The 24,447-nt window shown below is 37.6% G+C and carries 24 protein-coding genes; 10 read left to right on the top strand and 14 right to left on the bottom strand.

All coding sequences use genetic code 11. The features are described 5' to 3' along the window. Positions 1-78 precede the first annotated feature (78 nt). The 5 genes from MKJ01_RS07635 (at position 79) to MKJ01_RS07655 (ending at position 6,768) form a co-directional block, all read left to right on the top strand. On the top strand, positions 79-3,483 hold the full coding sequence (locus MKJ01_RS07635; protein ID WP_241612983.1) for a T9SS type B sorting domain-containing protein: 3,405 nt from the start codon (positions 79-81) through the stop codon (positions 3,481-3,483). A 127-nt stretch (positions 3,484-3,610) separates the two neighbouring features. Beyond that, positions 3,611-4,399 carry a hypothetical protein gene (locus MKJ01_RS07640; protein ID WP_241612982.1) on the top strand — a complete coding sequence of 263 codons (789 nt, stop codon included), beginning with the start codon at positions 3,611-3,613 and terminating at the stop codon, positions 4,397-4,399. 194 nt (positions 4,400-4,593) lie between these two features. After that, the gene (locus MKJ01_RS07645) at positions 4,594-5,382 is read left to right on the top strand and encodes a DUF6759 domain-containing protein (RefSeq protein WP_241612980.1); all 789 of its coding nucleotides are present in this window, start codon (positions 4,594-4,596) and stop codon (positions 5,380-5,382) included. Between the two features lie 86 nt (positions 5,383-5,468). Beyond that, complete coding sequence (gene trmB, locus MKJ01_RS07650; RefSeq protein WP_241612978.1) at positions 5,469-6,146, top strand: tRNA (guanosine(46)-N7)-methyltransferase TrmB; 678 nt, start codon at positions 5,469-5,471, stop codon at positions 6,144-6,146. Between the two features lie 142 nt (positions 6,147-6,288). After that, the gene (locus MKJ01_RS07655) at positions 6,289-6,768 is read left to right on the top strand and encodes a DUF6759 domain-containing protein (RefSeq protein ID WP_241612975.1); all 480 of its coding nucleotides are present in this window, start codon (positions 6,289-6,291) and stop codon (positions 6,766-6,768) included. 91 nt (positions 6,769-6,859) lie between these two features. Here the strand turns inward: MKJ01_RS07655 and rpsB are convergent, their stop codons facing one another. The 4 genes from rpsB to MKJ01_RS07675 all read right to left on the bottom strand — a co-directional run bounded on the left by rpsB (position 6,860) and on the right by MKJ01_RS07675 (position 9,285). Beyond that, positions 6,860-7,621 carry a 30S ribosomal protein S2 gene (gene rpsB / locus MKJ01_RS07660; protein WP_056217049.1) on the bottom strand — a complete coding sequence of 254 codons (762 nt, stop codon included), beginning with the start codon at positions 7,619-7,621 and terminating at the stop codon, positions 6,860-6,862. A 202-nt stretch (positions 7,622-7,823) separates the two neighbouring features. Further along, positions 7,824-8,210, bottom strand: coding sequence for a 30S ribosomal protein S9 (gene rpsI / locus MKJ01_RS07665; RefSeq protein WP_029295345.1), 387 nt, complete (start codon positions 8,208-8,210; stop codon positions 7,824-7,826). A 5-nt stretch (positions 8,211-8,215) separates the two neighbouring features. Then, on the bottom strand, positions 8,216-8,671 hold the full coding sequence (gene rplM / locus MKJ01_RS07670; RefSeq protein ID WP_027387549.1) for a 50S ribosomal protein L13: 456 nt from the start codon (positions 8,669-8,671) through the stop codon (positions 8,216-8,218). Positions 8,672-8,952: 281 nt separating this feature from the next. Continuing rightward, positions 8,953-9,285: a hypothetical protein gene (locus tag MKJ01_RS07675; protein WP_241612973.1), complete on the bottom strand. Its 333-nt coding sequence runs from the start codon at positions 9,283-9,285 to the stop codon at positions 8,953-8,955. Between the two features lie 224 nt (positions 9,286-9,509). Here MKJ01_RS07675 and MKJ01_RS07680 point away from each other — a divergent pair, with 224 nt between their 5' ends. The 3 genes from MKJ01_RS07680 (at position 9,510) to MKJ01_RS07690 (ending at position 14,459) form a co-directional block, all read left to right on the top strand. Next, entirely contained in the window at positions 9,510-12,857 is a 3,348-nt protein-coding gene (locus MKJ01_RS07680) for a methylmalonyl-CoA mutase family protein (RefSeq protein WP_241612971.1), read from the top strand. Positions 12,858-13,011: 154 nt separating this feature from the next. Further along, positions 13,012-13,677: a hypothetical protein gene (locus MKJ01_RS07685; RefSeq protein WP_241612969.1), complete on the top strand. Its 666-nt coding sequence runs from the start codon at positions 13,012-13,014 to the stop codon at positions 13,675-13,677. A gap of 71 nt (positions 13,678-13,748) precedes the next feature. Further along, on the top strand, positions 13,749-14,459 hold the full coding sequence (locus tag MKJ01_RS07690; protein ID WP_241612968.1) for a diphthine--ammonia ligase: 711 nt from the start codon (positions 13,749-13,751) through the stop codon (positions 14,457-14,459). A 10-nt stretch (positions 14,460-14,469) separates the two neighbouring features. Here the strand turns inward: MKJ01_RS07690 and MKJ01_RS07695 are convergent, their stop codons facing one another. Both MKJ01_RS07695 and MKJ01_RS07700 read right to left on the bottom strand, forming a co-directional pair. Next, on the bottom strand, positions 14,470-15,195 hold the full coding sequence (locus MKJ01_RS07695; RefSeq protein WP_241612966.1) for a hypothetical protein: 726 nt from the start codon (positions 15,193-15,195) through the stop codon (positions 14,470-14,472). Positions 15,196-15,371: 176 nt separating this feature from the next. Then, complete coding sequence (locus MKJ01_RS07700) at positions 15,372-15,728, bottom strand: PadR family transcriptional regulator (protein ID WP_241632553.1); 357 nt, start codon at positions 15,726-15,728, stop codon at positions 15,372-15,374. 84 nt (positions 15,729-15,812) lie between these two features. Here MKJ01_RS07700 and ruvC point away from each other — a divergent pair, with 84 nt between their 5' ends. Continuing rightward, positions 15,813-16,367: a crossover junction endodeoxyribonuclease RuvC gene (gene ruvC / locus MKJ01_RS07705; protein ID WP_241612961.1), complete on the top strand. Its 555-nt coding sequence runs from the start codon at positions 15,813-15,815 to the stop codon at positions 16,365-16,367. Between the two features lie 20 nt (positions 16,368-16,387). Here ruvC and MKJ01_RS07710 read toward each other — a convergent pair whose 3' ends face one another. Further along, positions 16,388-16,792, bottom strand: coding sequence for a hypothetical protein (locus MKJ01_RS07710; RefSeq protein WP_241612960.1), 405 nt, complete (start codon positions 16,790-16,792; stop codon positions 16,388-16,390). Between the two features lie 166 nt (positions 16,793-16,958). Here MKJ01_RS07710 and MKJ01_RS07715 point away from each other — a divergent pair, with 166 nt between their 5' ends. Next, positions 16,959-18,029 (top strand): DUF4407 domain-containing protein, encoded by a 1,071-nt coding sequence (locus MKJ01_RS07715; RefSeq protein WP_241612958.1) that lies wholly within the window; start codon positions 16,959-16,961, stop codon positions 18,027-18,029. A gap of 109 nt (positions 18,030-18,138) precedes the next feature. Here MKJ01_RS07715 and guaB read toward each other — a convergent pair whose 3' ends face one another. The 7 genes from guaB to MKJ01_RS07750 form a co-directional block, all read right to left on the bottom strand. Next, complete coding sequence (gene guaB / locus MKJ01_RS07720; protein ID WP_241612955.1) at positions 18,139-19,599, bottom strand: IMP dehydrogenase; 1,461 nt, start codon at positions 19,597-19,599, stop codon at positions 18,139-18,141. Between the two features lie 168 nt (positions 19,600-19,767). Next, positions 19,768-20,268 (bottom strand): DUF4252 domain-containing protein, encoded by a 501-nt coding sequence (locus MKJ01_RS07725; RefSeq protein ID WP_241612953.1) that lies wholly within the window; start codon positions 20,266-20,268, stop codon positions 19,768-19,770. A gap of 10 nt (positions 20,269-20,278) precedes the next feature. Next, complete coding sequence (locus tag MKJ01_RS07730; protein WP_241612951.1) at positions 20,279-21,550, bottom strand: DUF4252 domain-containing protein; 1,272 nt, start codon at positions 21,548-21,550, stop codon at positions 20,279-20,281. A 60-nt stretch (positions 21,551-21,610) separates the two neighbouring features. Then, on the bottom strand, positions 21,611-22,240 hold the full coding sequence (locus MKJ01_RS07735; protein WP_241612949.1) for a hypothetical protein: 630 nt from the start codon (positions 22,238-22,240) through the stop codon (positions 21,611-21,613). Between the two features lie 22 nt (positions 22,241-22,262). Next, positions 22,263-22,772: an RNA polymerase sigma factor gene (locus MKJ01_RS07740; protein ID WP_241612947.1), complete on the bottom strand. Its 510-nt coding sequence runs from the start codon at positions 22,770-22,772 to the stop codon at positions 22,263-22,265. 98 nt (positions 22,773-22,870) lie between these two features. Further along, positions 22,871-24,031 carry a GlmU family protein gene (locus MKJ01_RS07745; protein WP_241612945.1) on the bottom strand — a complete coding sequence of 387 codons (1,161 nt, stop codon included), beginning with the start codon at positions 24,029-24,031 and terminating at the stop codon, positions 22,871-22,873. 103 nt (positions 24,032-24,134) lie between these two features. Further along, the gene (locus MKJ01_RS07750) at positions 24,135-24,386 is read right to left on the bottom strand and encodes a type B 50S ribosomal protein L31 (protein WP_027387566.1); all 252 of its coding nucleotides are present in this window, start codon (positions 24,384-24,386) and stop codon (positions 24,135-24,137) included. Positions 24,387-24,447 lie beyond the last annotated feature (61 nt).

Consider the following 24,447-nt stretch of genomic DNA (forward strand, 5'->3'; position numbering starts at 1 on the left):
TGAAATCATGGTTTTTTGTTTATTTTTTAAGCAGTTAATCCTTTTTATTATTAAATTTGTAATAAATACTACATCTGAATGAAGAGAATTCTATCTTTTTTATTTATATTTTATTTTTTCACCTCTGCATTTGCCCAGCTGGACAGAGAGCATTGGTTTGCTCCCATGATAGACCGTACGGGAAATTCGAATCCTTACCAGAAAGTATATCTTTCCACCAGCCGTACCACTCCTTTTCCGGTAAGTATTTATAATAATAATGTTTTAATTGCTACGGTAAATATCAGCAAAGGCAATCCTCAGAAGGTTGACATTTTACGGGAATATATCATCACTACACAGCAAACGGATCTTTTCACCCCTACAACAAAAGGAATTTATTTAAAAGCGGAATTTCCTTTTTATGCCAATCTGAGGTTTTCCGTTTTTAATCATGCCGAGATTATTACTTCTAAAGGAATACCTTCCACCGGCAAAAATTTTCATGTTGCCACCGCTCCGATTACGGTAAACAGTTTGATTCTGAATTTTATGACAAGTGTATTGGCTACGGAGGACAATACTACAGTTACTGTATCAGGTTATCAACCTACCGTACAGTTTTCAAATGGAACAACAGGGGCTACGACACCGACCATGACCTTCACTTTGAACAAAGGACAGTCATACATTATCGATGGCAGGGGAAGCAACAGCGGAAACTTTGACGGTTTTATCGGAGCTAAAATCACAGCCGATAAACCTGTGAATGTAACGAACGGAAACTTTAACGGTCAGTATGCCGGAAACTATCCAGACAAATCTGATATTTTAATGGACCAGTCTGTTCCGGTGGAAAGACTGGGAAATGAGTTTGCTTTGGTTAAAGGCAACGGCAGTCTGACTTCAAATATGGAAGGTGCCCTTGTCATTGCCACCGAGAACAATACAGAAATACGCGTTAATGATGAAATTTTACCTGTTGCTGTTTTAAATACCGGCCAGTATTTTATGATTCCCGGCAGTAAATACCAGCTCCAGGGAAGCGGTCACTACAATTTATACATCAGAACTTCCAAGAATGCTTACATTTATCAGGTTCTGGCAGGAGATTCCAATGCATCGGGAAATGAAATGGCTACAGGCGGCTTTAACTTTATACCGGCTCTGAACTGCTACCTGCCTAAACAAATCAATGAGCTTGGTCTCATTAATGAGAATTTTGTGTATTCGGGCGGGAATCTGAGCGGAATTTTAAACATTCCGACAAAGCTGAACCTGATTACAGAAAGAGGTGCGGCAGTTACCGTGAACGGAATTACACCGCCGGCAACCACAGGTCCCTTTAACATGACCGGGACTAACAACTGGGTGACGTACGGTATTCCTAATACAACGGGAACAATTACAATTGTCTCCTCCAAAGCCATTACTGCAGGAATAACCGCAGGAAGTGATGCCGTTGGCTACGGAGGCTTTTTTGCAGGGTTCCCTACTCAACCTGTGATTTTGAAATCCGGCGGAGACTGCATTCCGGGAATTATTCTTACCGTTGACCCGATCATTTATGACACCTATCAATGGTATGTCAACGGAAATATTATAACCGGAGCCACAGGTTCATCCATTACACCTACTCAAGCAGGATATTATACCTGTTCCGTAACCATGGGAAGCTGTGCACCATTGGTAACCGAACAGTTTAAAGTACTAAACTGTACAAAATTGACAACAGCAAACTATGATGTCTGCACTACAAAAACAATTCCTCCTGCATTTACAACATCTGCACAAACACCCGTTCCTTCAACCGTAGCTATTCTTACGGCACCATCTTCAGGCACGGCAACCATAAATGCAGCAACAGGCGTTATTACCTACACCGCAACCAATCCCGGAACAGCAGGAACCGACACTTTCACCTATACATTTTGCGGGAATAACCCAGATTTCCCGGATTGTGAAACAGTGACGGTAAGCATCAACATCCAGACTTTACCCGTTAATAATACGACATTGAATGCCTGCGACAACGGATCCGGGCAGGGCATATTTAATCTGACCACAGCGAATGTTACCGGCAGTTCACCAGTGACCATAACCTATTATCCTTCTTTATTAAATGCTCAAAACGAAACTCCAGGAACACTCATAGGAACATCGACTGCTTATCCGGCCTCTAACGGAACCATTGTATATGCAGTCGTAAAAAACAATATCGGATGCAAGAGTATTGCACAAATCACACTTCACGTATATCCTTTTGCAACAGTTATTAATAATTATACAGGATCGTTCTGCGATGATAATTTAGATGGTGTTGTAAATGTGAACTTATCCTCAATTACGCCAATTGTATTGAGCAATCCCTCTTATTTTACAGGGGTAAGGTATTATGCAAGTCTGTTGGATGCTAATGCAGGAAACACCAATACACTGCCAAATAGCTGGACCTATACAGCAAACACAACCATCTATATCAGGGTAGATTCACCGGACGGATGTCCGCCTGTCATCAAACCGCTTATTTTTACCGTTGGGGCAAAAATCCCTTTGATAAAAACGGCCTATGCCATGAGCATATGTGATAATGACCTTGACGGAATAAAATCAACCGATTTGATGTCATACATCAGTCAGTATACTGCTGATCCTTTGGTAACGGCAACTTTCCACCCTACTCTAGCGGATGCACAAAACAATACGGCTCCTATAGCGAATCCAATAAACGCTACGGGAACACAAACCATTTATATCCGGTTTGAAAAACCGGGAGCCTGTCCTAATGTCGCTTCTATTACCGTTACGATAAGAATCCCTAAACATTCTCCTGTTTTAACGGATAAGATCATTTGTCCGAAAGCTTTTACAACATTAAATGCAGACAGCGGATTTGACAGTTATCTTTGGAGCACAGGAGCAACAACCTCTTCTATTTCAAATGTCAGTGCAGGAACCTACTGGGTTGACTTAACATTCCAGGGATGTACATACAGACAGACGGTAACCGTAACTGAATCGGTACTTCCCGCCATTACCATGATTGAAGTCAATGGTAATAGTGTAACCATAGGCGTTAGCGGAGGAACTCCACCTTATCAGTATTCTTTGGACGGAACTACCTGGCAGGACTCAAATGTATTCATGAATGTCCCTAGAGGAAATCACACCATTCATGTTCGTGATACAAACAGATGTGACGAAATAGTAAGAACTTTTGTCATTATTAATCTGATCAACACCATTACTCCGAATATGGACGGATACAATGATACCATCGATTATTCAACATTAATGAATAATGACCGTATCGAATTCAGAATATTCGACAGATACGGTGCGGAAGTTTTCAGGGGCACACCGGCAAATAAATTCATTTGGGACGGAAAAATTACCGGAAGAGCCGTCAATACAGCAACCTACTGGTATTTTATCAGCTGGACAGAATTTGGCGGAAGTACTACAGTAAAATATTCCAGCTGGCTGCTGATAAAAAATTATTAATTTTATATATAATCTTCATAACATTCATTAACAGTTCCAAACCAAAGTTTAATATAACTTTAACCTCTGTCGGCTCATTAATCAGGTGTAAATTGATGCAATTGTGTGTAATTTTGCCTTTAAGTATATGAAGAAGCTATTTACCCTATTGCTGTTGGTTTTTCTTGCAAAAATTAACGCCCAGCTCTACTCCGGAGAAGTTTTTCTGAAAGACAACTCCGTTTTATATCTTAATCAGGTATATGTTACCAATCTTACCACTCAAAAAACTGTTCTGAGTGACTTTAACGGCGATTTCAACCTACCTGCTGATGCCGGCGATATTGTACGTTTTACCTCTATTGTTACGGACCGAAAAGATATTAAGCTTACTCCGCAGATGCTCGCTCAGAAGAATTTAATTGAACTTAAAATTGCTTATCATGACATCCAGGAAATTGTAATCAACAGATTTAAACCCACAGGAAACCTGAGATATGATGTAAATGCCCTGAGAAAAGAAGATAAAGCATTGGCTATAAAAAAAGTGATCGGTTTACCTGAACCTAAAGGCGACGGTACTCCTCCTCAGCTACCGGTTGCAGGATTAAGAGACGGAGGACTTACTTTCAGCCTGGAGAGTATTTATGACATCCTTTCCGGGGAAAGAAAGAAAAAACAGCGCTACATGGCGTATGAAAGAATGAATTCTTCTGTCACACAAATTAAAAACTATCTGGGTAAAGAGTATTTCTTAAAATTTAAGATTCCGGAAAATTTAATTGACAATTTTATCCAGTTCGTTTATACTTCCGAAAATATAGAACCCTATATAATGGCTGGTAATTTTGAAGCTGTAAAAATTCCGATCGAAAAATACCTGCCGATTTATCAGCGCCGATTAAGAAACTCACATCTTCAGGAAGTGGTGAAGTAACTGTTTGCTTTTGATCTTACCAGAATGTATAAAGGCAGAAACAGGGCCTCCATTTTAGATTTATTTAAATTGTAGTATTTTTATCGGAAAATACGGTCCGCAGTAAAAATATTCTGCCTGATCATTATTCTTATCTATTGATAACCTGGACTCAATAAAGCTTGAGAACTATTTATTTAAATTAATTTTAGTAAATGAAAAAGCTTCTTTTATTTTTCGGTGTTCTTTTGTTCATAGACCTTTCAGCCCAGTCAAAAGGGAAAGATTACAGCAATATTTTAAAAAGTAAAAACATTTACGAAATCAATGCTTTCTTAAGGGATGCGCATCCTGATGATCCCCGAAGATCAGTATTGAAACCCCGCGTTATGGATATGATGAAAGAATACATCAAGAATGCTCAGCCCGGAGATAAGAAAGTGCGACAGATGCAGGACTGGCTGGCATTACTGAAAAGACGGTCATCCACAAAAATTTCTTTTGATGAAATGAATGCGATCATCAGGCAGAAACAGATCGCAAGATACCAGAAAGAATTACAAACCGGCCAATCTGCAGCGGTTTACACTATGAGTAACCCTCAAAATGTTTATGTCGCACCGACAGTGTCTGCCGAATCAAAATCCGCTGCTGCTATCCCGGATACGGAAGCTTCGGAATTTAACATGTTAATGGCCGAAAATCCGGTAGAACATAAAAATAAAACCGTAAAAATATTAAATTCCCTTTTTGACAATGATCCTAATGCCAAAGAATGCATTGTAATGATTGAAAATAAATCCGACTGTAATATCATAGTCCGGATAGAGGGAATCGGAACCACAAAATACAGGCTGCCGGTCCCTTCTCACGGTGATAATTCAATTGTTGTGCAGAAAGGAGATTATCTGTTTACCAGTATTGTGTGCGGTGCACAATACGCTTCTCAAAAAACAATCCAGAAACCTTTAATGGTAGCTTTGGGAAGTTCTTCCAAAAAATAATCTGTATTGGCATTCTCTATTTTAAACTTAAAATCAGAGCAATTGTACAATTTTTCATTATTTTTGCAGGATTTTATAAATTTCTCATGGGTAAAAATAAATTAGCAAGGTTCGCAGAAAACAAAATACTGCCGAATGTCATTCAGCCGACAAGGGAAGAAGCTTTAAACGGCTTTGACCTTAAAGGAAAATGGAGAACGGATTTCTTCAAAAATGAAAACCCGATTGTTCTGGAATTGGGCTGTGGCAAAGGAGAATATTCCGTAGGACTTGCCAAAACTTTTCCTGAGAAAAACTTTATAGGCATTGATATCAAAGGAGCAAGATTCTGGTTTGGAGCCAAAGAAGCGGTAGACAATGGTATGAAAAACGTAGCATTTTTAAGAAGCCAGATTGAACTGGTTGACCATTTCTTCGGTGAAAATGAAGTGGATGAAATCTGGATTACTTTTCCTGACCCGCAGATTAAATACAAACGAACAAAACACAGACTGACCCATCCTGACTTTCTGGAACGTTATAAAAAATTCCTGAAACCGGGCGGTACCATTCACCTCAAAACAGATTCTGAATTCCTCCACGGATACACACTAGGATTCCTCCAGGGCGCAGGTTATAACATTATAACAGCTCATCATGATATTTACGGAGCTTTAGAATACGACCCGAATACACCTCATTTACGAGATATCAGGACCTATTATGAAGAATTATTCTCGGCAAAAGGGAAGACAATTACCTATATTAAGTTTAGAATTAATTAGAATAAAAGCTTTATTGTGATAACTAAGGATGTAAAATATACATCCTTTTATCATTTATATATTTTAGGAATGTATAAATGTTACAATAATAAGCTGTTGCAAAAAGCAAAAATAATTACATTTACATCCAGATACTTTGTACATGAAAACAATATTTTCTTTTTCTGTGATGATTGCGTTATTTCTGAACAGCTGCGGGAGTACAGCTCCTAAGAAACCAACATACCACCCTGTAAGAAAACCCACTCCTGTTATTCCTGCTGTTTCAAATACGGGCAGCAGTACAACCCCTGCGGCGCAGACAGAGAGAGAATACCAGGCTTTGGTAAAAACTTACAAATCGGAAACAGCTGCCGTTTTAACAGATATACTGAATGGTTCTTCAGACCCTGGTAAAACATCAGTTACCATAGAAAATAAATCCCGCTGTAATATTGTCCTGACCGTAAGCGGAACCAATTACTTTAAGAAAATCCCGATCGGAGTAAATAAGAAGGCTGCCGTAATGGTTCCGAAAAATCAGAATTATAATTTCTCCGGGATGATCTGTGGTGTGGTATACCAGAAGGCCAAACTGGTAACCGGTGCTTACAGCTTAGCGCTTTCAAACCAGGTTAATTGATGGAAATAAATAATGAAGATCTTTTTTCAAATAAAAACCACTGAATCATTTATTTGATTCAGTGGTTTTTGTATAGTAAGCAAAACCTTAATTATTCTCCGTCAAAGTCAGCATCTTTATCAGCAGATACTACTTCTCCTTCTTCTTTAGATTTTTCTTTATCAGCTTTTCTCTGAGACTGACCTTCTTTGATAGAATCTGAAACAATATTTAAGATCATATCAATAGATTTGGAAGCATCATCGTTTCCTGGGATAACGAAGTCTACTTTTCTTGGGTCAGAGTTGGTATCAACAATTCCGAAAACAGGAATACCTAATTTCTTAGCTTCCGTTACCGCGATATGTTCTCTCATGATATCTACAACGAAGATCGCAGAAGGAAGACGAACCATGTCAGAGATAGAACCTAAGTTTTTCTCTAAGTTAGCTCTTTGTCTGTCTACCTGTAATCTTTCTTTTTTAGATAAAGTTTCGAACGTACCGTCTTTTTTCATTTTGTCGATAGAGTTCATTTTCTTTACAGCCTTTCTGATTGTAACGAAGTTCGTTAACATACCACCCGGCCATCTTTCTGTAATATAAGGCATATTAAGTTCAGCAGCATGCTTAGCAACTACTTCTTTCGCCTGCTTTTTAGTTGCTACGAAAAGAACTTTTTTACCTGCAGAAGTTAATTTTTCCAAAGCGCTGCACGCTTCATCCAATTTAACTGCTGTTTTATGTAAGTCTACAATGTGAATACCGTTTTTCTCCATAAAAATGTATGGAGCCATATTTGGGTTCCACTTTCTGGTCATGTGACCGAAGTGTACACCAGCCTCTAGAAGGTCTTTTACATTTGCTTTTGCCATGTTTTCTGTTTTTGTTAGTTTACTTTCCGTTTTTTAAACAATCAACAACTTCTTTAGATGGGAGAAGTGTTTGGATGCTAAACGTAACGGGCAATTGTTGCTTTAAGCTTCAGGCATTAAGCCGTAGGCTTTGAGCGAATTAAAAATTTTAATAAGTTTTTCAAAAAGCTTATTGCATATTGCTTTAAGCTTATCGCAATTCTTAACGTTTTGAGAATTGGAATCTCTTTCTTGCTTTTTTCTGACCTGGCTTCTTTCTTTCCACCATTCTTGCGTCTCTTGTAAGTAAACCAGCAGGCTTCAATGCTAATCTGAACTCTGCGTTGATCTCGCACAAAGCTCTTGAAATCCCTAACCTGATTGCTTCTGCCTGACCTGTATTTCCACCACCGAATACGTTTACGGTAACGTCATACTGACCAACAGTTTCAGAAAGGATAAATGGTTGGTTCAATTTATAAACCATTACATCTGTAGAGAAATATTCTTTAGCATCTTTTCCGTTTACTGTAATGTTACCAGAACCTGGCTTTACATAAACTCTTGCTACAGAAGTTTTTCTTCTTCCGATTTTGTGAACTGTAGACATATTAATTATTTAAATTCGTTAACATTAATTGTTTTAGGCTGTTGAGCTTCATGCTTGTGCTCAGTTCCTTCATATAAATAAAGGTTCTTCAGCAATGCAGATCCTAATCTGTTCTTCGGAAGCATTCCTTTTACGGATTTTTCCAATACTTTTAGAGAATCTTTCTTTTGAAGTTCAGCCGCAGTCATAGACTTCTGTCCTCCAGGATAACCTGTATGCCAGATGTATGTCTTGTCGTCCCACTTATTTCCGGAAAGGGTAACTTTCCCAGCGTTCAAAACAATTACATTATCACCACAATCTACGTGAGGTGTAAAGTTTGTTTTGTGCTTACCTCTCAAAATCTTTGCAACCGTAGAAGCTAGTCTTCCTAACGGCTGTCCTTCAGCGTCTACCACAACCCATTCTTTATTAGCAGTAGCTTTGTTCGCTGAAACAGTTTTGTAACTTAATGTATTCACACGTTTTAGTTAAAGATTAAACATAATTTCCCCCTAAAAGGGTGTGCAAAGGTACGAATTATTTTCAGAATGCAAAAACATATTTTGTTTTTAATATCTGAATTGATTATTTATCCTATATCATTCAGAATGTGCCTCCTATAAAAAACGAATAGTATACAACAAAAGAAATTCAGAAAATTTTAAAATAATTTTTCAGGAAGCCGCTCATAAGTCTTCTATGATATTAGAGGCACTGGCTTGCTGAAAAGCTAAATAACAGATTACCTTTTTGTGGAAAATTAGCGACGGAGCGTTTTACTGGCCCTAAAGCTGGCAATCAGATAATAAGCCACAAAAACCGTCGAGAATTTCAGAATGGAGGGAATTGCAAGTTCAAGGGTGAACATAAAAGCTCCAAGGACAACCAGAATTGCCATTCCCAGAAAAGACAACCCCAGTTTCTGGGGCAATGTGAAATTCGGGGTATCCAAGTAATATGCCATTCCCCAGGCAAAACCAAAAGCAATTGCATAATATAGATCGAGCCCGATACTTTCTGAACTGTAAAAGAAATAATTAATCAGAAAACTTACAACTGTCCCTAATGCAAAATATAAAAGTGCCTTTTTCATATCGAATATAAATAAGGATGCAAAAATAGAGATTTTTAATTTGAGAAGCCAAAGATCAGTCAATTTGAAATGAATCATTACTAATTTTGCTTTATAGCCTTTGAGTGACACGATTACCCTGAGTGTTTTAAATTTAAATCTCTAAAATTCAACAATTTAAACTCCAAGCATCGGTTGTTATTTTATTATTATATTTGGAAATTCAGAAATTTTCTAGATTTTTTATGGAAACCCAAAAATATACTCCAATAAATAAAGTAAGAATCGTTACAGCAGCCTCATTATTTGACGGCCACGATGCAGCGATTAATATTATGCGCCGTGTGATCCAGGGAACGGGATGTGAAGTCATCCACCTCGGTCACGATAAATCGGCAGAAGAAGTGGTGAATACCGCCATACAGGAAGATGCCAATGCCATTGCCCTGACGTCATACCAAGGCGGCCACAACGAATACTTTAAATACATCTACGACCTTTTAAGAGAAAAAAACTCTCCGCAGATTAAAATTTTCGGCGGCGGCGGCGGTGTCATTCTGCCTGAAGAAATCGAAGATATCATGTCTTATGGAATCGACAGGATTTATTCTCCGGATGACGGCCGTGAGCTTGGTCTCCAGGGAATGATTGATGACCTGGTAAAAAGGTCGGATTTTCCAACCGGGAAAGAAGTGACAGCTGAAGATCTAGATTCAATCAGTTTTGAAAATTCTACCAGCATCGCCAAAGTTATTTCTGCTGTGGAAAACTTTTCAGAAGAAAAACCAGAACTGGTAAAAGCCATTGATGAAAAATCAAAAGATTTAAATATTCCAATCATTGGGATTACAGGTACTGGTGGGGCGGGAAAATCATCCTTAACTGACGAATTGGTCAGACGCTTTATCCGTTCAAATCCGGAGAAAAAGATTGCCATTATTTCCATTGATCCTTCCAAAAAGAAAACCGGAGGCGCGCTTTTGGGCGACAGAATCCGTATGAATGCCATTAATGACCCTAGAGTCTATATGCGCTCGATGGCAACCAGAGAAAATAATGTTTCGGTTTCACCATTCATTCATTCAGCATTAAATGTGTTGAAACTGGCTCATCCGGATGTAATTATTTTGGAGACTTCGGGTATCGGACAATCTGGTTCGGAGGTTTCTGATTTTGCCGATGTCTCCATGTACGTGATGACACCTGAATACGGAGCTTCTACGCAGCTGGAAAAAATCGACATGTTGGATTATGCAGATCTGGTGGCTTTAAATAAATCTGATAAAAGAGGCGCTCTTGATGCCCTTCAAGCCGTAAGAAAACAGTTCCAGAGAAACCATCTGTTATGGGAAAGCCCGTTGGATAATATGCCGGTATATGCTACAAAAGCTTCCCAGTTCAACGATCACGGAACAACAGAGTTATACAACAGGCTGGTTGCAAAAGTCAATGAAAAATTTACTGATTTAAACTTGCAGGGCTTTGTTGAACAGGAAATTACAGATGAAGTGACAATTATCCCTCCCAAAAGAGTGCGTTATCTTTCTGAGATTGTTGAAAACAACAGAATTTATGATGCGAATATTGAAAAACAGGCTGAATTAGCAAGGAAAATGTATCATATTGAAGGCGTTAAAAGCTTTCTTTCCAATGAAACTTTAGATGCCGAATATCAGAAAGCCGAAAAAGAGCTTCAGCAGGAAAACATTGACTTCCTGAAAAATTGGGACAGCACAAAAGAGGCTTTTAAAGCTGAATTTTATTCTTATTTCGTTCGTGGAAAAGAAATCAAAGTAGAAACCTCAACAGAATCTTTATCTCATTTAAGAATTCCGAAAATATCTTTACCGAAATATACCGATTGGGGTGACCTGATCAAATGGAAAGGCCAGGAAAACCTTCCCGGAGGATTTCCTTACACTGCAGGAATTTATCCTTTCAAAAGAACGGGAGAAGATCCGACAAGAATGTTTGCGGGAGAAGGAGGCCCGGAAAGAACCAACAGAAGGTTCCATTATGTGTCTGCGGAAATGGCCGCGAAACGTCTGTCTACTGCATTTGACTCCGTGACTTTGTATGGTCAGGATCCTGCCCTGCCGCCTGATATTTATGGGAAAATCGGAAATGCAGGGGTTTCTATTGCAACTCTTGATGATGCAAAAAAACTGTATTCCGGATTTGATTTGGTGAACGCCATGACTTCTGTTTCCATGACGATCAACGGTCCTGCACCAATGCTGCTTGCTTTCTTCATGAATGCAGCCATCGACCAGAATGTTGAAAAATATATTGCAGAAAACGGATTGGAAGCTAAAGTTGAAGAGGTTTTAAAAGCAAAATTTGATGACAAGGGACTGGCGAGGCCAAAATACAATGGAGAACTTCCGCCGTCTAACAATGGTCTGGGTCTGCAATTATTGGGAATTACAGGAGACGAGGTAATCCCTGTGGATGTATATGCTGAAATCAAAGCGAAAACAATTGCAACGGTTCGAGGAACGGTTCAGGCAGATATTCTAAAAGAAGATCAGGCTCAGAATACCTGTATTTTCTCAACCGAATTTGCCTTGAGACTAATGGGTGACGTTCAGGAATATTTCATTACAGAAAAAGTAAGAAACTTCTATTCGGTTTCTATTTCAGGATATCATATTGCGGAAGCAGGTGCCAATCCGGTTTCCCAGCTGGCCTTTACTTTGGCAAACGGTTTCACATATGTGGAATATTATTTGTCCAGAGGAATGGAAATCAATGATTTTGCACCGAACTTATCGTTCTTCTTCTCCAACGGGATCGACCCTGAATATTCAGTGATCGGACGTGTGGCCAGAAGAATCTGGGCCAAAGCTATGAAGCTGAAATACGGAGCCGACGAAAGAAGCCAGATGTTGAAATACCACATCCAGACTTCAGGGCGTTCCCTTCATGCTCAGGAAATTGATTTCAATGATATCAGAACGACTTTACAGGCACTATATGCTATTTACGACAACTGTAATTCACTTCATACGAACGCGTATGACGAGGCAATTACCACGCCGACTGAGCAGTCTGTAAGGAGAGCAATGGCCATCCAGTTGATTATCAACAAAGAATTAGGATTGGCGAAAAATGAAAATCCGCTTCAGGGATCATTTATTATTGAAGAACTGACGGATTTAGTTGAAGAAGCAGTCTATACAGAATTCGACAGAATTACGGAAAGAGGCGGTGTTTTAGGTGCTATGGAAACAATGTATCAACGTTCAAAAATCCAGGAGGAATCCATGCATTACGAATGGCTGAAACATACCGGAGAGTATCCGATCATCGGAGTAAATACATTCTTAGGGAAAGACGGCTCGCCAACGGTTCGTCCGGGTGAAGTCATCCGTTCGACGGAGGAAGAAAAGCAGGTTCAGATCGAGATGCTCCATAACTTCCAGAAATCCAACCATGATAAATCTGAAGAAGCTTTAAAAACCTTACAGCATGCCGCCATTAATCAGCAGAACTTATTTAATGTCATGATGGATGCCGTGAAATACTGTTCGCTTGGACAGATTACCAATGCTTTGTTTGAAGTAGGCGGAAAATACAGAAGAAATATGTAGTCTTGTATGAGCCATAAAATACCGGCTAAACATTTTAACTATCACAAATTAAACCTCAAGGATTCTCTTTGAGGTTTATTATTTATAAAACTTAATTTTTAAAGGCTTATTTATCTCGAATTTTTTATAATTTCGCGCAAAAATTATATTATTTATGAAAAAAGTATTTCTTGTATTTGCGGCATTTATATTATTAACAAGTTGCCTTCCAAAAGTTGCTTTGGCTCCGGAATATTGGAATCAACCATCTAAAGTAGGTATTTTAGTTAATGCCGGACCTCCTGCAAAATACAAAGAAGGCTCTCAGGGACTTCTGGATATGGCCGTTACTTCGGGAGATAAATACCAGGAAGGACTAAACGTAATTAGAGAACAAATTAAGCCTAAAGAAGAACTAATCAGCTTATATACGGAGATATTAAAATCAAAAGGAAAAGAAGTCGTAATCATTGATGAGACATTTGATGCAAAAACAGCTCCTAAGTTTGAAGGACCAAAGGCCGAAGGAAAAAAATATTCCCGCTATGATTACAGCAATTTTAAAAAGAAATACAATGTAGATGAGCTATTGGTAACAGATGTACATTACGGCTTCATGATTTCTTATTACGGAATGATTGAAACCGGAAAAATGGCTCATGTCCTTTTAAATACAAGTCTTGTCAATTTAAACGACCAAAGTCTTATTCTTTCTGATATGAATATGAAAAATGAAGTGTTGAAAAAATGGAAAGACAACAATTACGAAAATTCTGTACAAGGGGTAAGAAAAGCTTTGGATAAAGCAAAGGAGGAAGAAAAAAATGTACATTTAAAATAATTATTTCAAGATATTTACAAAATCCGGTATAGTTTTGACTGTGCCGGATTTTTAATATTTAACCGTACAATATGAAACCGAAAGCCATCTTCAACTGGAGCAGCGGAAAAGATTCTGCACTTGCCTTGTATAAAATCTTAAAGGAAGACCACTTTGAAATCATCTCTTTATTAACGACCATCAATAAAGAATTCCAGAGAATTTCAATGCATGGCGTCCCTGTTCCATTATTAGAAAAACAGGCAGAATATTTAGGTTTAAATTTAATTAAAATGGAAATTCCGGCAGAGCCGTCCATGGAAGATTATACGGACATTATGATCCGGACAATGAATGAAATACAGTCTCAAGGCGTTACCCATTCAGTCTTTGGTGATATTTTCCTGGAAGATTTACGGCAATACCGTGAAGAACAACTGCAATCTATCGGCATGCAAGCCGTTTTTCCATTATGGAAGAAAAACACGGCCGACCTCATCAATGAATTTCTGGATTTGGGTTTTAAAACCATTGTTACCTGTGTGAATGAAACATATCTGGACAAAAGTTTTGCCGGACGGATTATTGATCGGGATTTCATTAAAGATTTACCTGAAAATGTTGATCCCTGCGGAGAAAACGGGGAATTTCATACCTTTACTTTTAACGGCCCAATTTTTAAAAGTCCGGTCCGGTTTACAACTGGAGAGATCGTTAAGAAAACATATCCAAAACCGAAATTAAATGAAGGCGATGAAGAAGGAGAATATGCTTTCTGGTTTTGCGATCTGATTCCGTTATAATCAACGGATATTATTCTGCCGGCAGATTAAGAAAACCCTGCATTTTATATAATGATTTCTTATGCTCGAAAAAATTAATAAGTACAAAAATGATCATGACGTGTAGAATAAAAGGAACAAGAAGTGCAATCAATAATGGAAATAGTGCTACCTGATGTTCTGTTCTGAAAAAGTTGAAAGCATAATAATTCTCATGTAAGATAACCTGGAACATGACATTGACACATACTATAAATAATCCTAAGTTATACTGATAAACGGTATAGAAAAGACGTCCTTTGTACTTAAAATTACGCTTTACATATTTTCGCATTTTCGCATTAAATGTCCAGAGCAGAAATGGTATAAGAACAAAACACGAATTATACAGCCTGAAAAGGTCACTGTACATTTCCTGATCTGCGGACAGAAAAATGAGTAATAAATGAATTCCAAAAGAAAGTATCCCAAACAATAAGGCTCTTTTAAGAATAGCATTATATTTCTCTTTTACTATTTTTTTGACAATCATAGGAATCTCTTCACTGAAGAAAAGAGAATAATGTGTCATTTTAAACTCACTTTCCCATAACTTCTGCGTTTTTAAAAAAGCCTGATCAAAACTTATATTTTCAGACATCTGAATATCCGACACCTGAGAAGTCATATGGTCTTTTATCTCCAGCAGAATATCTACGGGAAGCTTGTGGAGGATTAAATAATCGATGATCTGCTGTTCCTGCTCTTTGGTTATCATTTTATATGAAGATTTCAGATGATTATTATTTAGAGTAAAACATTAATTTTCTTTGCTTTGAGATATATGATCTGAAGCTGAACAATAACAGCATACAAAAAGAAAAACATACAGATCATGATACAATGTCCTTGGACTGAGATAAGCTGCGACTTGAACTTCCTGGTCTTGGGTAATCATATATTAAAAATAGTATTTAGATTAAATAAATAGTTTTGCATTTCCTGTTCCTGTTCAATTTGCTGCTTTTTTCCTTTTTCCGTTAAAAGGTAATATTTACGGTCTCTTCCGCTTATTTTTTGGATTTCTGAAGTAATTATTCCTTCTGCTTCCAGTTTATGAAGAAGCGGATACAGCGCGCCTTCAGTCATTTCCAGCTCACCTTTGGTAAGTTCTTTTGCACGTTGGGTAATCTGATACCCATACATTTTCACTTCTTTGACCAGCAACTTCAGAATAATGTTCTGAAGTGTTCCTTTATACAGACTGTTCTTTTTCAAAACTGATTTTTTATACCTAGCAAATCTATACATAATTTTCTTATATATCAAAATATTTTACTTTTTATATGTGGAATTTCTGTCAGAAGAAATTCCGAAAGCCTTATCTTTGACCCAATGATTGCAGAGAAGATTATTTTAGGAATCGATCCGGGAACCACCATTATGGGCTTTGGGCTGATTTCCGTTAAAAAAGGGAATATGGAGATGATTTCCATTCATGAGCTGATCCTTAAGAAATATCCTAACCACGAAACCAAACTGAAATATATTTTTGATAAAACGTTAGCGCTGATTGATGAATTTCATCCTGATGAGGTAGCGCTCGAAGCTCCGTTCTACGGCAAAAACGTTCAGAGTATGCTGAAATTAGGCCGTGCTCAGGGGGTTGCCATGGCGGCAAGCCTTTACCGAAATATTCCGATCACAGAATATTCACCGAAAAAGATAAAGATGGCCATTACAGGCAATGGAAATGCGAGTAAGGAACAGGTTGCGGGAATGCTGCAAAACCTTTTAAAGCTTAAAGAGTTTCCGACAAAATACCTTGATGCCTCTGACGGTCTTGCAGTCGCAGTATGTCATCATTTCAATTCCGGTACAATCTCCGATACAAAATCATATACCGGCTGGGAAAGTTATTTAAAACAAAATCCGGATCGTTTGAAATAATCCGGATTATATTGAATTTATTATTTGTACTCTGCGGGAGTAATCTTAAAATCCATGGTTGGTTTTCCGTTTTTATCATAATAAGAATAGACCATAGTGACATCATTGTCACGGAATTCCTTAATATCTGCAGACGTTTTCACCACTTTTAGAGCCCCATCCTTTGCCTGCTTCTTAAAAGCTTCGATTTCCTCAGGAGTGAAATTTTCTTTTGCGTCATCTGTTAAAGTATAATTATACTTGAAAATTTTTCCTGGCTGTGCCGAAACACTGTCAAGACGCATGCCTTCATTCATTACCTGCGGAGTGAGTTTGTTCATTCCTGCCGCTGCTTCTTTAAGTTCATCTTCGATGGTTTTCTCTTTATTACAAGAAAAAAGTGTTAATGTCAGGCAAACCGCTGAAAGTTTTAATAGATTTTTCATAATTCATTTTTTGATTGATATTTAAAGATAAGATTTTTTTCAACAATAAATTTAATTTATTGATTCTCAATTTAATGATCACTACAAGAAATATACTTGGTTAAACATAATACTATCTTTTGCATTGGTATGATTTTTAATAGTACATTTGTATAAATTTTCTATTATGAAAAACAAACAACAAACTATAAATCAGACCAATCATCAAATAAATTGGTTTCAGCAGTTCCTCATGGTGTGTTCCGGGGGAAACATCCATATTTTAAAAAAAACACCCAGTGAATGGAATAAATTTGCGGGAATAGGGGGAATTGTACTTTTCACAGCTGTTTTTGCAACCCTTTCTGCAGGATATGCCATGTATACGGTTTTTGACGAAATCTGGACAGCCATCGGATTCGGCGTCTTATGGGGATTAATGATTTTCAATCTCGACCGGTATATTGTTTCTTCCATTAAAAAAACAGGAACCTGGTGGAACCAGATCCTGATGGCAGTGCCGAGACTGATTCTTGCTACTTTTTTAGGAATCATTATTTCCAAACCATTGGAGCTTAAAATTTTTGAAAAAGAAGTGAATAAGCAGCTGAATACGATTATTCAAAGAAATAAAAAACAGCTTCAGGGCGAGATGAGCGGAAGAATACTTCAACAGAGCGGTCCCTTCGAGACAGAAAAAAAGCAGATTTCCGATAAAATCGTTCAATACCAGAAATCGTATGATTCCGCATCAGTAGAACTCGAAAAAGAAATTTTAGGAAAACAGTCCGGGCTAACAAGCGGTAAAGAAGGTTTCGGACCGAATGCCAAACGTAAACAGGAGCTGAAAGAGCAAAGGCGCCAGGACCTTGAGAATTATCAGAAACAAATGACACCCAGACTGACGTATTTAGATAAAGAAATTTCAAAAGTCTACACGAATCTGGAAACAGAAAGAAAGTCTTCAGAAACCTTTGAAGACAAATTCAACGGATTTGCAGCAAGGTTACAGGCACTGGATGAACTGGGGAAAAATTCACCCATTATCGGCTTAGCAGCAGCATTCATTATGGGACTTTTCATCTGCCTGGAAATTTCTCCGGTCTTGGTAAAACTAATCTCTCATGTTGGACCTTATGATTATCTTTTAGAAAAGACAGAGAATGATTTCCGCCTTTATTCTAAAGAGAAAATTGAAAAAGGAAATGCCCTGACAGATTACAGGATTGATGATTTTAAAGATAATCTGCACAAGTAAATTCATTAAATGAAAATAGAATATGGTCTTTATTTAGATCATATCATTTAATATAAGAAAGACTGCCCAAGTTAGGCAGTCTTCTTAATTTTTATAGCTAAATTATGTTTTATAAAGAATAATTCGGAGCTTCCTGTGTAATAATCACATCATGAGGATGAGATTCTTTCAATCCGCTTCCTGTAATCATCACCATCTTGGTATCTTTCTGTAAAGCTTCGATATCTTTGGCTCCACAATACCCCATTCCTGCTCTCAAACCTCCTGTCAGCTGGAAAATTACCTCTTCCAATGATCCTTTGCTCGGTACCCTTCCTTCAATCCCTTCCGGAACGAATTTTTTGGCTTCACTCTGGAAATATCTTTCTTTTCCTCCTCTCTTCATTGCCGAAAGACTTCCCATTCCCTGATAGGTTTTAAATTTCCTTCCCTGGAAGATAATTTCTTCACCCGGCGCTTCATCTGTTCCTGCTAAAAGCGAACCCAGCATAACAGCTCCAGCTCCGCTGGCAATGGCTTTTACGATATCTCCGGAAAGCTTAATGCCTCCATCAGCAATAACAGTAACATTTTTAGTTGATGCATATTCATATACGTTATAGATAGCGGATAGTTGAGGAACACCAACTCCGGCCACGACTCTTGTTGTACAGATAGAACCCGGACCAACACCTACTTTAAGCACATTTGCACCGGCCTTAATCAGGTCTTCAGCAGCTTCTGCCGTTACAATATTTCCTCCTACGATATCCAAGTCAGGATAATTATTCCTGATTTCAGCAATTTTATCCAGTACGCCCTTAGAATGTCCGTGTGCAGAATCAATACCGATGATATCCACACCCGCTTTCACCAAAGCTTCAATTCGCTCCAATGTATCTTCACCAACTCCAACACCTGCTCCAACAATCAGGCGGCCGTTTTCGTCTTTGTTTGCATTTGGATACTCCAGTTGATTGTCGATATCTTTAATCGTAATCAGACCGACCAGCTTATTATTTTCATCAACAATAGGAAGCTTTTCAATCCTGCTTTTAAGGAGAATTTCCTTGGCTTTTTCCAGATTCGTATTTTTATCAGAAGTAATCAGATTTTCTTTCGTCATGATCTCTTCCACTTTCATATCAAGGTTTTCCTGATATTTTACATCCCTGTTTGTAATAATCCCGATCAGCGTATTTTCAGCATCCACTACAGGAAGCCCGGAGATTTTATATTTCGCCATCGTTTCTTTGGCTTCAGCCAGCGTATGATCTTTTGAAAGCGTAACAGGATCTGAAATCATTCCGTTTTCAGAACGTTTTACGCGGTTGACCTGTGCAGCCTGTTCTTCAATGGTCATATTTTTATGGATAAAACCCAGACCTCCGACTCTTGCCAAGGCAATAGCCAGCTCAGCTTCTGTAACGGTATCCATTGCAGCGGAAACAATCGGAACATTCAGCGTAATTTTGTCGGTAAGTCTTGATTTTAATGAAACCTGGTTAGGTAAAACTTCAGAATAAGAAGGAACTAGAAGCACGTCATCGAAAGTGATGGCTGTCTCTACAATTTTGTTATGAATAGACATCTTTACTTTCTTGCAAAATTAAGGTATTTTGGCGAAATATGAAAATCAAGTTTAATAGTTTAAATAAAACTTAACAATCAACAACTTAAATGAAAAAAAGCCGCCCTAAAAATGTGGAGCGGCTATGTACAGAATACAATTTAATATATGATATGAATATAAAAGTATTTATTTATCTTTTGCAGATGCAATCATTTTTGAAATATCATCAGCCGTAAAACTTCCTTTTACATCTACAAAAACCAGTTCTTTATCCGAATTTACCGTAATCAGCATATTTTTAATCGTCTCTCCTTTCTGTTTAACCCGGATATTGACATTATCGCCGTCATGCTTTATCGTTGCCCACTCTTCATAATTGTTATTGTTTAAATAGTGTGCGAAATTCTTCAGCATTTCCTTGTCCCCGTTTTCTACGGTCATTACTTTTATTTTTGAAACCTTTTTCACGAGATTGATTAATTCTTCATCTTGTCCATCTTCTTTCAAAGCTTTCTTAATGTAGGGTTTGGCAAGAAACAGAGGGACATTGATGCTTACAAATTTTGCACCTTTGAAATCATGTCCGGATTCTGAAAAGAAAGCCATGTTAGGTTTCTCGGAAACAATGCAGGACTGCATTAAAAATAGCGTGCAAACGGTTAGAAAAATGTTTTTTAAAGTTTTCATGATCATTGATTTAGTTAATTTGCTTTAAAGATCCGCCTGACACTTTGCTGATATTGGAATCTATTTCAGGATTACCTTTGTATTTTACCGAAGCCCCTGATGAAGCACTTACTTTAAGATTATCTTTCACCTCGATGCTGATGCTTCCGCCTGAAGAAGATTCTACATTCGCATTATTGATTCTTAAATTTTCAGCTTTACAAGAAGCCCCGCTGCTTATTTCAAAGATTCCGGTACGGGCTGTTCCTTTCAGATTGGAGTTGGAGCCGCTGGTGCCTTTAAAGACTACTTTTTCCGAAGATACATCTGCCCTTATATTAGACCCGGAATCTACCGATACATTTATATGATCATCGACATTGAATGTTCCGTTGATATTAGAACCTGATGAAGCCTCAATATTCAAATTATTTTCCCGGATTGAATTTACCGCTGTAAAACTGGCTCCTGAAATAGTCTGGATATTTTCTATGCGGGGCGAAGAAACATTCACACTTAAGTTTTTAAACTTAAGGTTCTTCACGCCTTTGTTGTCAACATATACTTTTAAGACCCCGTTCTCGACTTTGGTAACCACATATTTTAGTTTATCGGCATCCGCAATGACTTTTACACTGGTTGGTGTTTCCTGTTTAAAAACTACATTTACGCCTGTGCTCACCTGGATTCCTGAAAAATTTTCTATGCTACGGTTTTCACCGTTAAGATAAGAAGACGTATTTTCCGAAGTAAAACTGGATCTCGTATGGCTGACAGAATTGGTTTTCGCCTCACTTGAATTAATGATTTTATTGATATCATCCATTGAAAGCTTTCCGTCAAGTTTCATTAAAATACTTTCTTCACCGCCATTATCTATACTGAGCAGTAAATCATCCAAAACACCGTTTTTTTCTTCGGCCGACATGAACTTTATCCTGGCACCGCCGCTATTCATGGTCATGATTTCGCTGTAGTTCAGATTTTTAAGATAAGAAGAAATATCTTTACTGATCTGTGACAGCTGCATTCCCTTAGCAGATTTTACATCCTCTGGTTTTTCAGCAATCAAAACTTTTAATCCTTTAATTTTTGATAATAAAGGCTTGATCTGATCAAAATCTGCATCGCCCAGGTCCAGGCTGCTCAGCATTCCGAACATCGGTTTTGCAATCTTAATGGAAGTTACGCCTTCCACTTCCTGATATTTATCGAATAGCAGGTCTAATTTATCTTTTTCCTGCCCGTACACAGTAAAGAAATGTGAAAAAGCAAGGGTAAATATGATGAATATTTTTTTCATGAGTCAAATTTTATTTTTGATTATGCATGTCTGATCAGGTCTATAATCGGTTAAGGTTAATTAATAATCGTCGTCAACGACTTTAGGTTGTGCTAACTTTTCACTGACGTTATTTGCAAATATTTGAAATGAATACTTAGTTACATTAATGGCTTCTTCTACGTTTTCGATTTTTTTTCCGTTTACAATAACATAAGAATCCTGATACGCTGAAGGATCTGAAATTTTAGATTTTTTTGAAGAATTATCTACAAACAGGGGTTTCTTCTCTTTTTTAAGCCTTCCTCTTTTAGGCAGAATCTCATCCATAACATCTTTATCAGCCATTGTATTTTTCTGGAAAACAGAATCTTTTTTGGCCCCGGAAACAGAATCTGAAGGCTGATTCAAAGCGACCTGCTCCTGTTGATCATTATTTTCTTCTATAAAATTATCTTTCTGCTGCTTGATCTGATTTTCTACAAGCTGTGCCTGATTTCCAATATCTGATTTCTGATTTACATTAAATATAAAACCTATCCCTAACAGAACTGTCACACTTGCGGCCATCCAGAACCATTTTGGAAATGAAGGTTTATTTTTACTGCCTATCGGAATTATCGGAGTTTCGTGATTATCAGTCTCATCATTCTTTCCTTCCGCTTTTTTCAGGAAATCTTCGAAATCCCACTCCATTTTTTCTTCCTTCATATTTTGGAAGATCTCGTTATATTTATCTTGAAATTTGTCTTTGCTCATAGCTCATCAGTTGTGAGATTTGTTCTTTTACTTTCTGTCTTGCCCGCATAAGATTGACTCTTACTGCATTTTCTTCCATCTCCAGCATTTCGGAGATCTCCGAAACTTCATACTCTTCTACATCCTTCAAATGGATAACCATCTTTTGCTTTTCCGGAAGCTGATTAATAAAAGTGATAATATATTCCTTTAAATTATTCACATCCATGCTGTACAATTCAGACCGGTGAAGCTGCAGATCGACAAAACCCTGTTTTACCTCATGGTGCTTCAGCCTGTTGAGACATTCGTTCCGGACTGCTTTCAGTGCATAGGATTTTAAATTCCCAAATTGTGCCAGTTCTTCTTTTTTCTGCCAGAACTTAATCATCAGGTCCTGCACCACATCTTCCGCCTCATCACTGCTCATCACAAACCTTTTCGCAAAGCGATACATCTCATTTTTGAGAATAAATACCGAATCCTTAAAGGTTTCCTGTGTCATAAGTTTTGTTTCTATAAGTAAGACAACCGGTTTTTACATTTTATTACATGAAAAATAAAAAAACTTCAAAAAATTTTGAAGTTTTTATTTATGTAGTATTAATAAGTATCAAAAATATATTTAAAAATCGCCTTGTCAACATCTGTCAGAGCAACTTTTCTTCTGGCCATTACCTTTTCGGCAACTTCATAGGCTTTGTCTAATTTAAACCGTTCATCATCTTTAAAACCTCCCCATGAAAAGTTTTCAATCAGGTTTGGAGGAAAGCCTTCCTTAAAAATATTGGAAGCCACACCGATTACCGTTCCTGTATTAAGCTGGGTATTGATTGCAGTTTTGGAATGGTCGCCCATAATCAATCCGGCAAATTGCAGTCCTGTATCTTCAAAAGCTTTGGTTCTGTAGCTCCAAAGTTTTACATGGCCGTAATTATTTTTCAAATTGGATGAGTTGGTATCTGCGCCGAGATTACACCATTCGCCAATAACAGAATTTCCGACAAAACCATCATGCCCTTTATTAGAATACCCGAAAATAATAACATTGCTGATCTCTCCGCCTACTTTTGAGTATGGACCAACGGTGGTCGCTCCATAGATTTTAGCCCCCAAATTAAACTTGGATTCCTCACAGAGGGCAATCGGACCACGAAGATGACAGCCTTCCATCACCTCAGCATTTTTACCGATGTAGATTTTTCCCGTCCTGGTATTTAAGGTGGAAAATTCAATCTGGGCACCTTCTTCAATAAAAAGGTCTTCTTTATTTCCCAATAATCCGTTGGTCGATGAAAGTTCCTGAGACGTCTTTCCATGTGTCAACAGTTCAAAGTCGAAATCAATGGCTTCTTTATTATAGGAAAAAAGATCTGCCGGTTTTTTAAAGAAAACAAGTTTCTCCTTGATATCCGTCATTTTTTCAATCTGATGTAGAGAAAACCCATCCATATTGATATTTGCCGCAACCAGCTCATCCTCATATACCAATGCTTCTCCTCTCTTCAGATCTTTTATCTGCCGGATAACATTTTCAGTCGGTAAAAAATTCGTCACCAGAAAAAGACTTTCTTTCTTTTCAGGTTCTGCAAATTTATTTTGTAAATAAGCTTCTGTAAAATAGGAAACTTCCGTGTTATCCAAAATTTTCTGCCATCTTTCGGAGAATGTGAGAATACCGCACCGCATTTCTGCTACGGGACGGGTAAAAGTAAGCGGAAGAAAATCTTCCCAATATTGTGCATCTGAAAATACCAATTGCATCGTTCAGTTTAAGTTTAAAGTTCAACATTCAAGATATACAAAATTACAATAAAAAAAGCCTTCCGAAAATCGAAAGGCTTTTAAATATTTTAATCTCAAAAAATTACTTAGCGAATTTTTTGTATTTGTTCATGAATTTATCCACTCTACCTGCAGTATCAACCAATTTGGTTTTCCCTGTGTAGAAAGGGTGGGAAGTTGAAGAGATCTCCATTTTGATTAACGGATATTCCTGACCTTCATATTCGATGGTATCTTTTGTCTCAGCGGTAGATTTGCTAAGAAATACTTCGTCGTTACTCATATCTTTGAAAACAACAAGTCTATAATTTTCTGGGTGAAGTCCTTTTTTCATAATACAATTTTTTAAAAAAATTAAAGTTTTTGCTTTCGAAATAGTAATGGTATTTCTCTGC

This window comes from Chryseobacterium sp. SSA4.19 (assembly GCF_022601875.1).
Classification (GTDB): domain Bacteria; phylum Bacteroidota; class Bacteroidia; order Flavobacteriales; family Weeksellaceae; genus Chryseobacterium.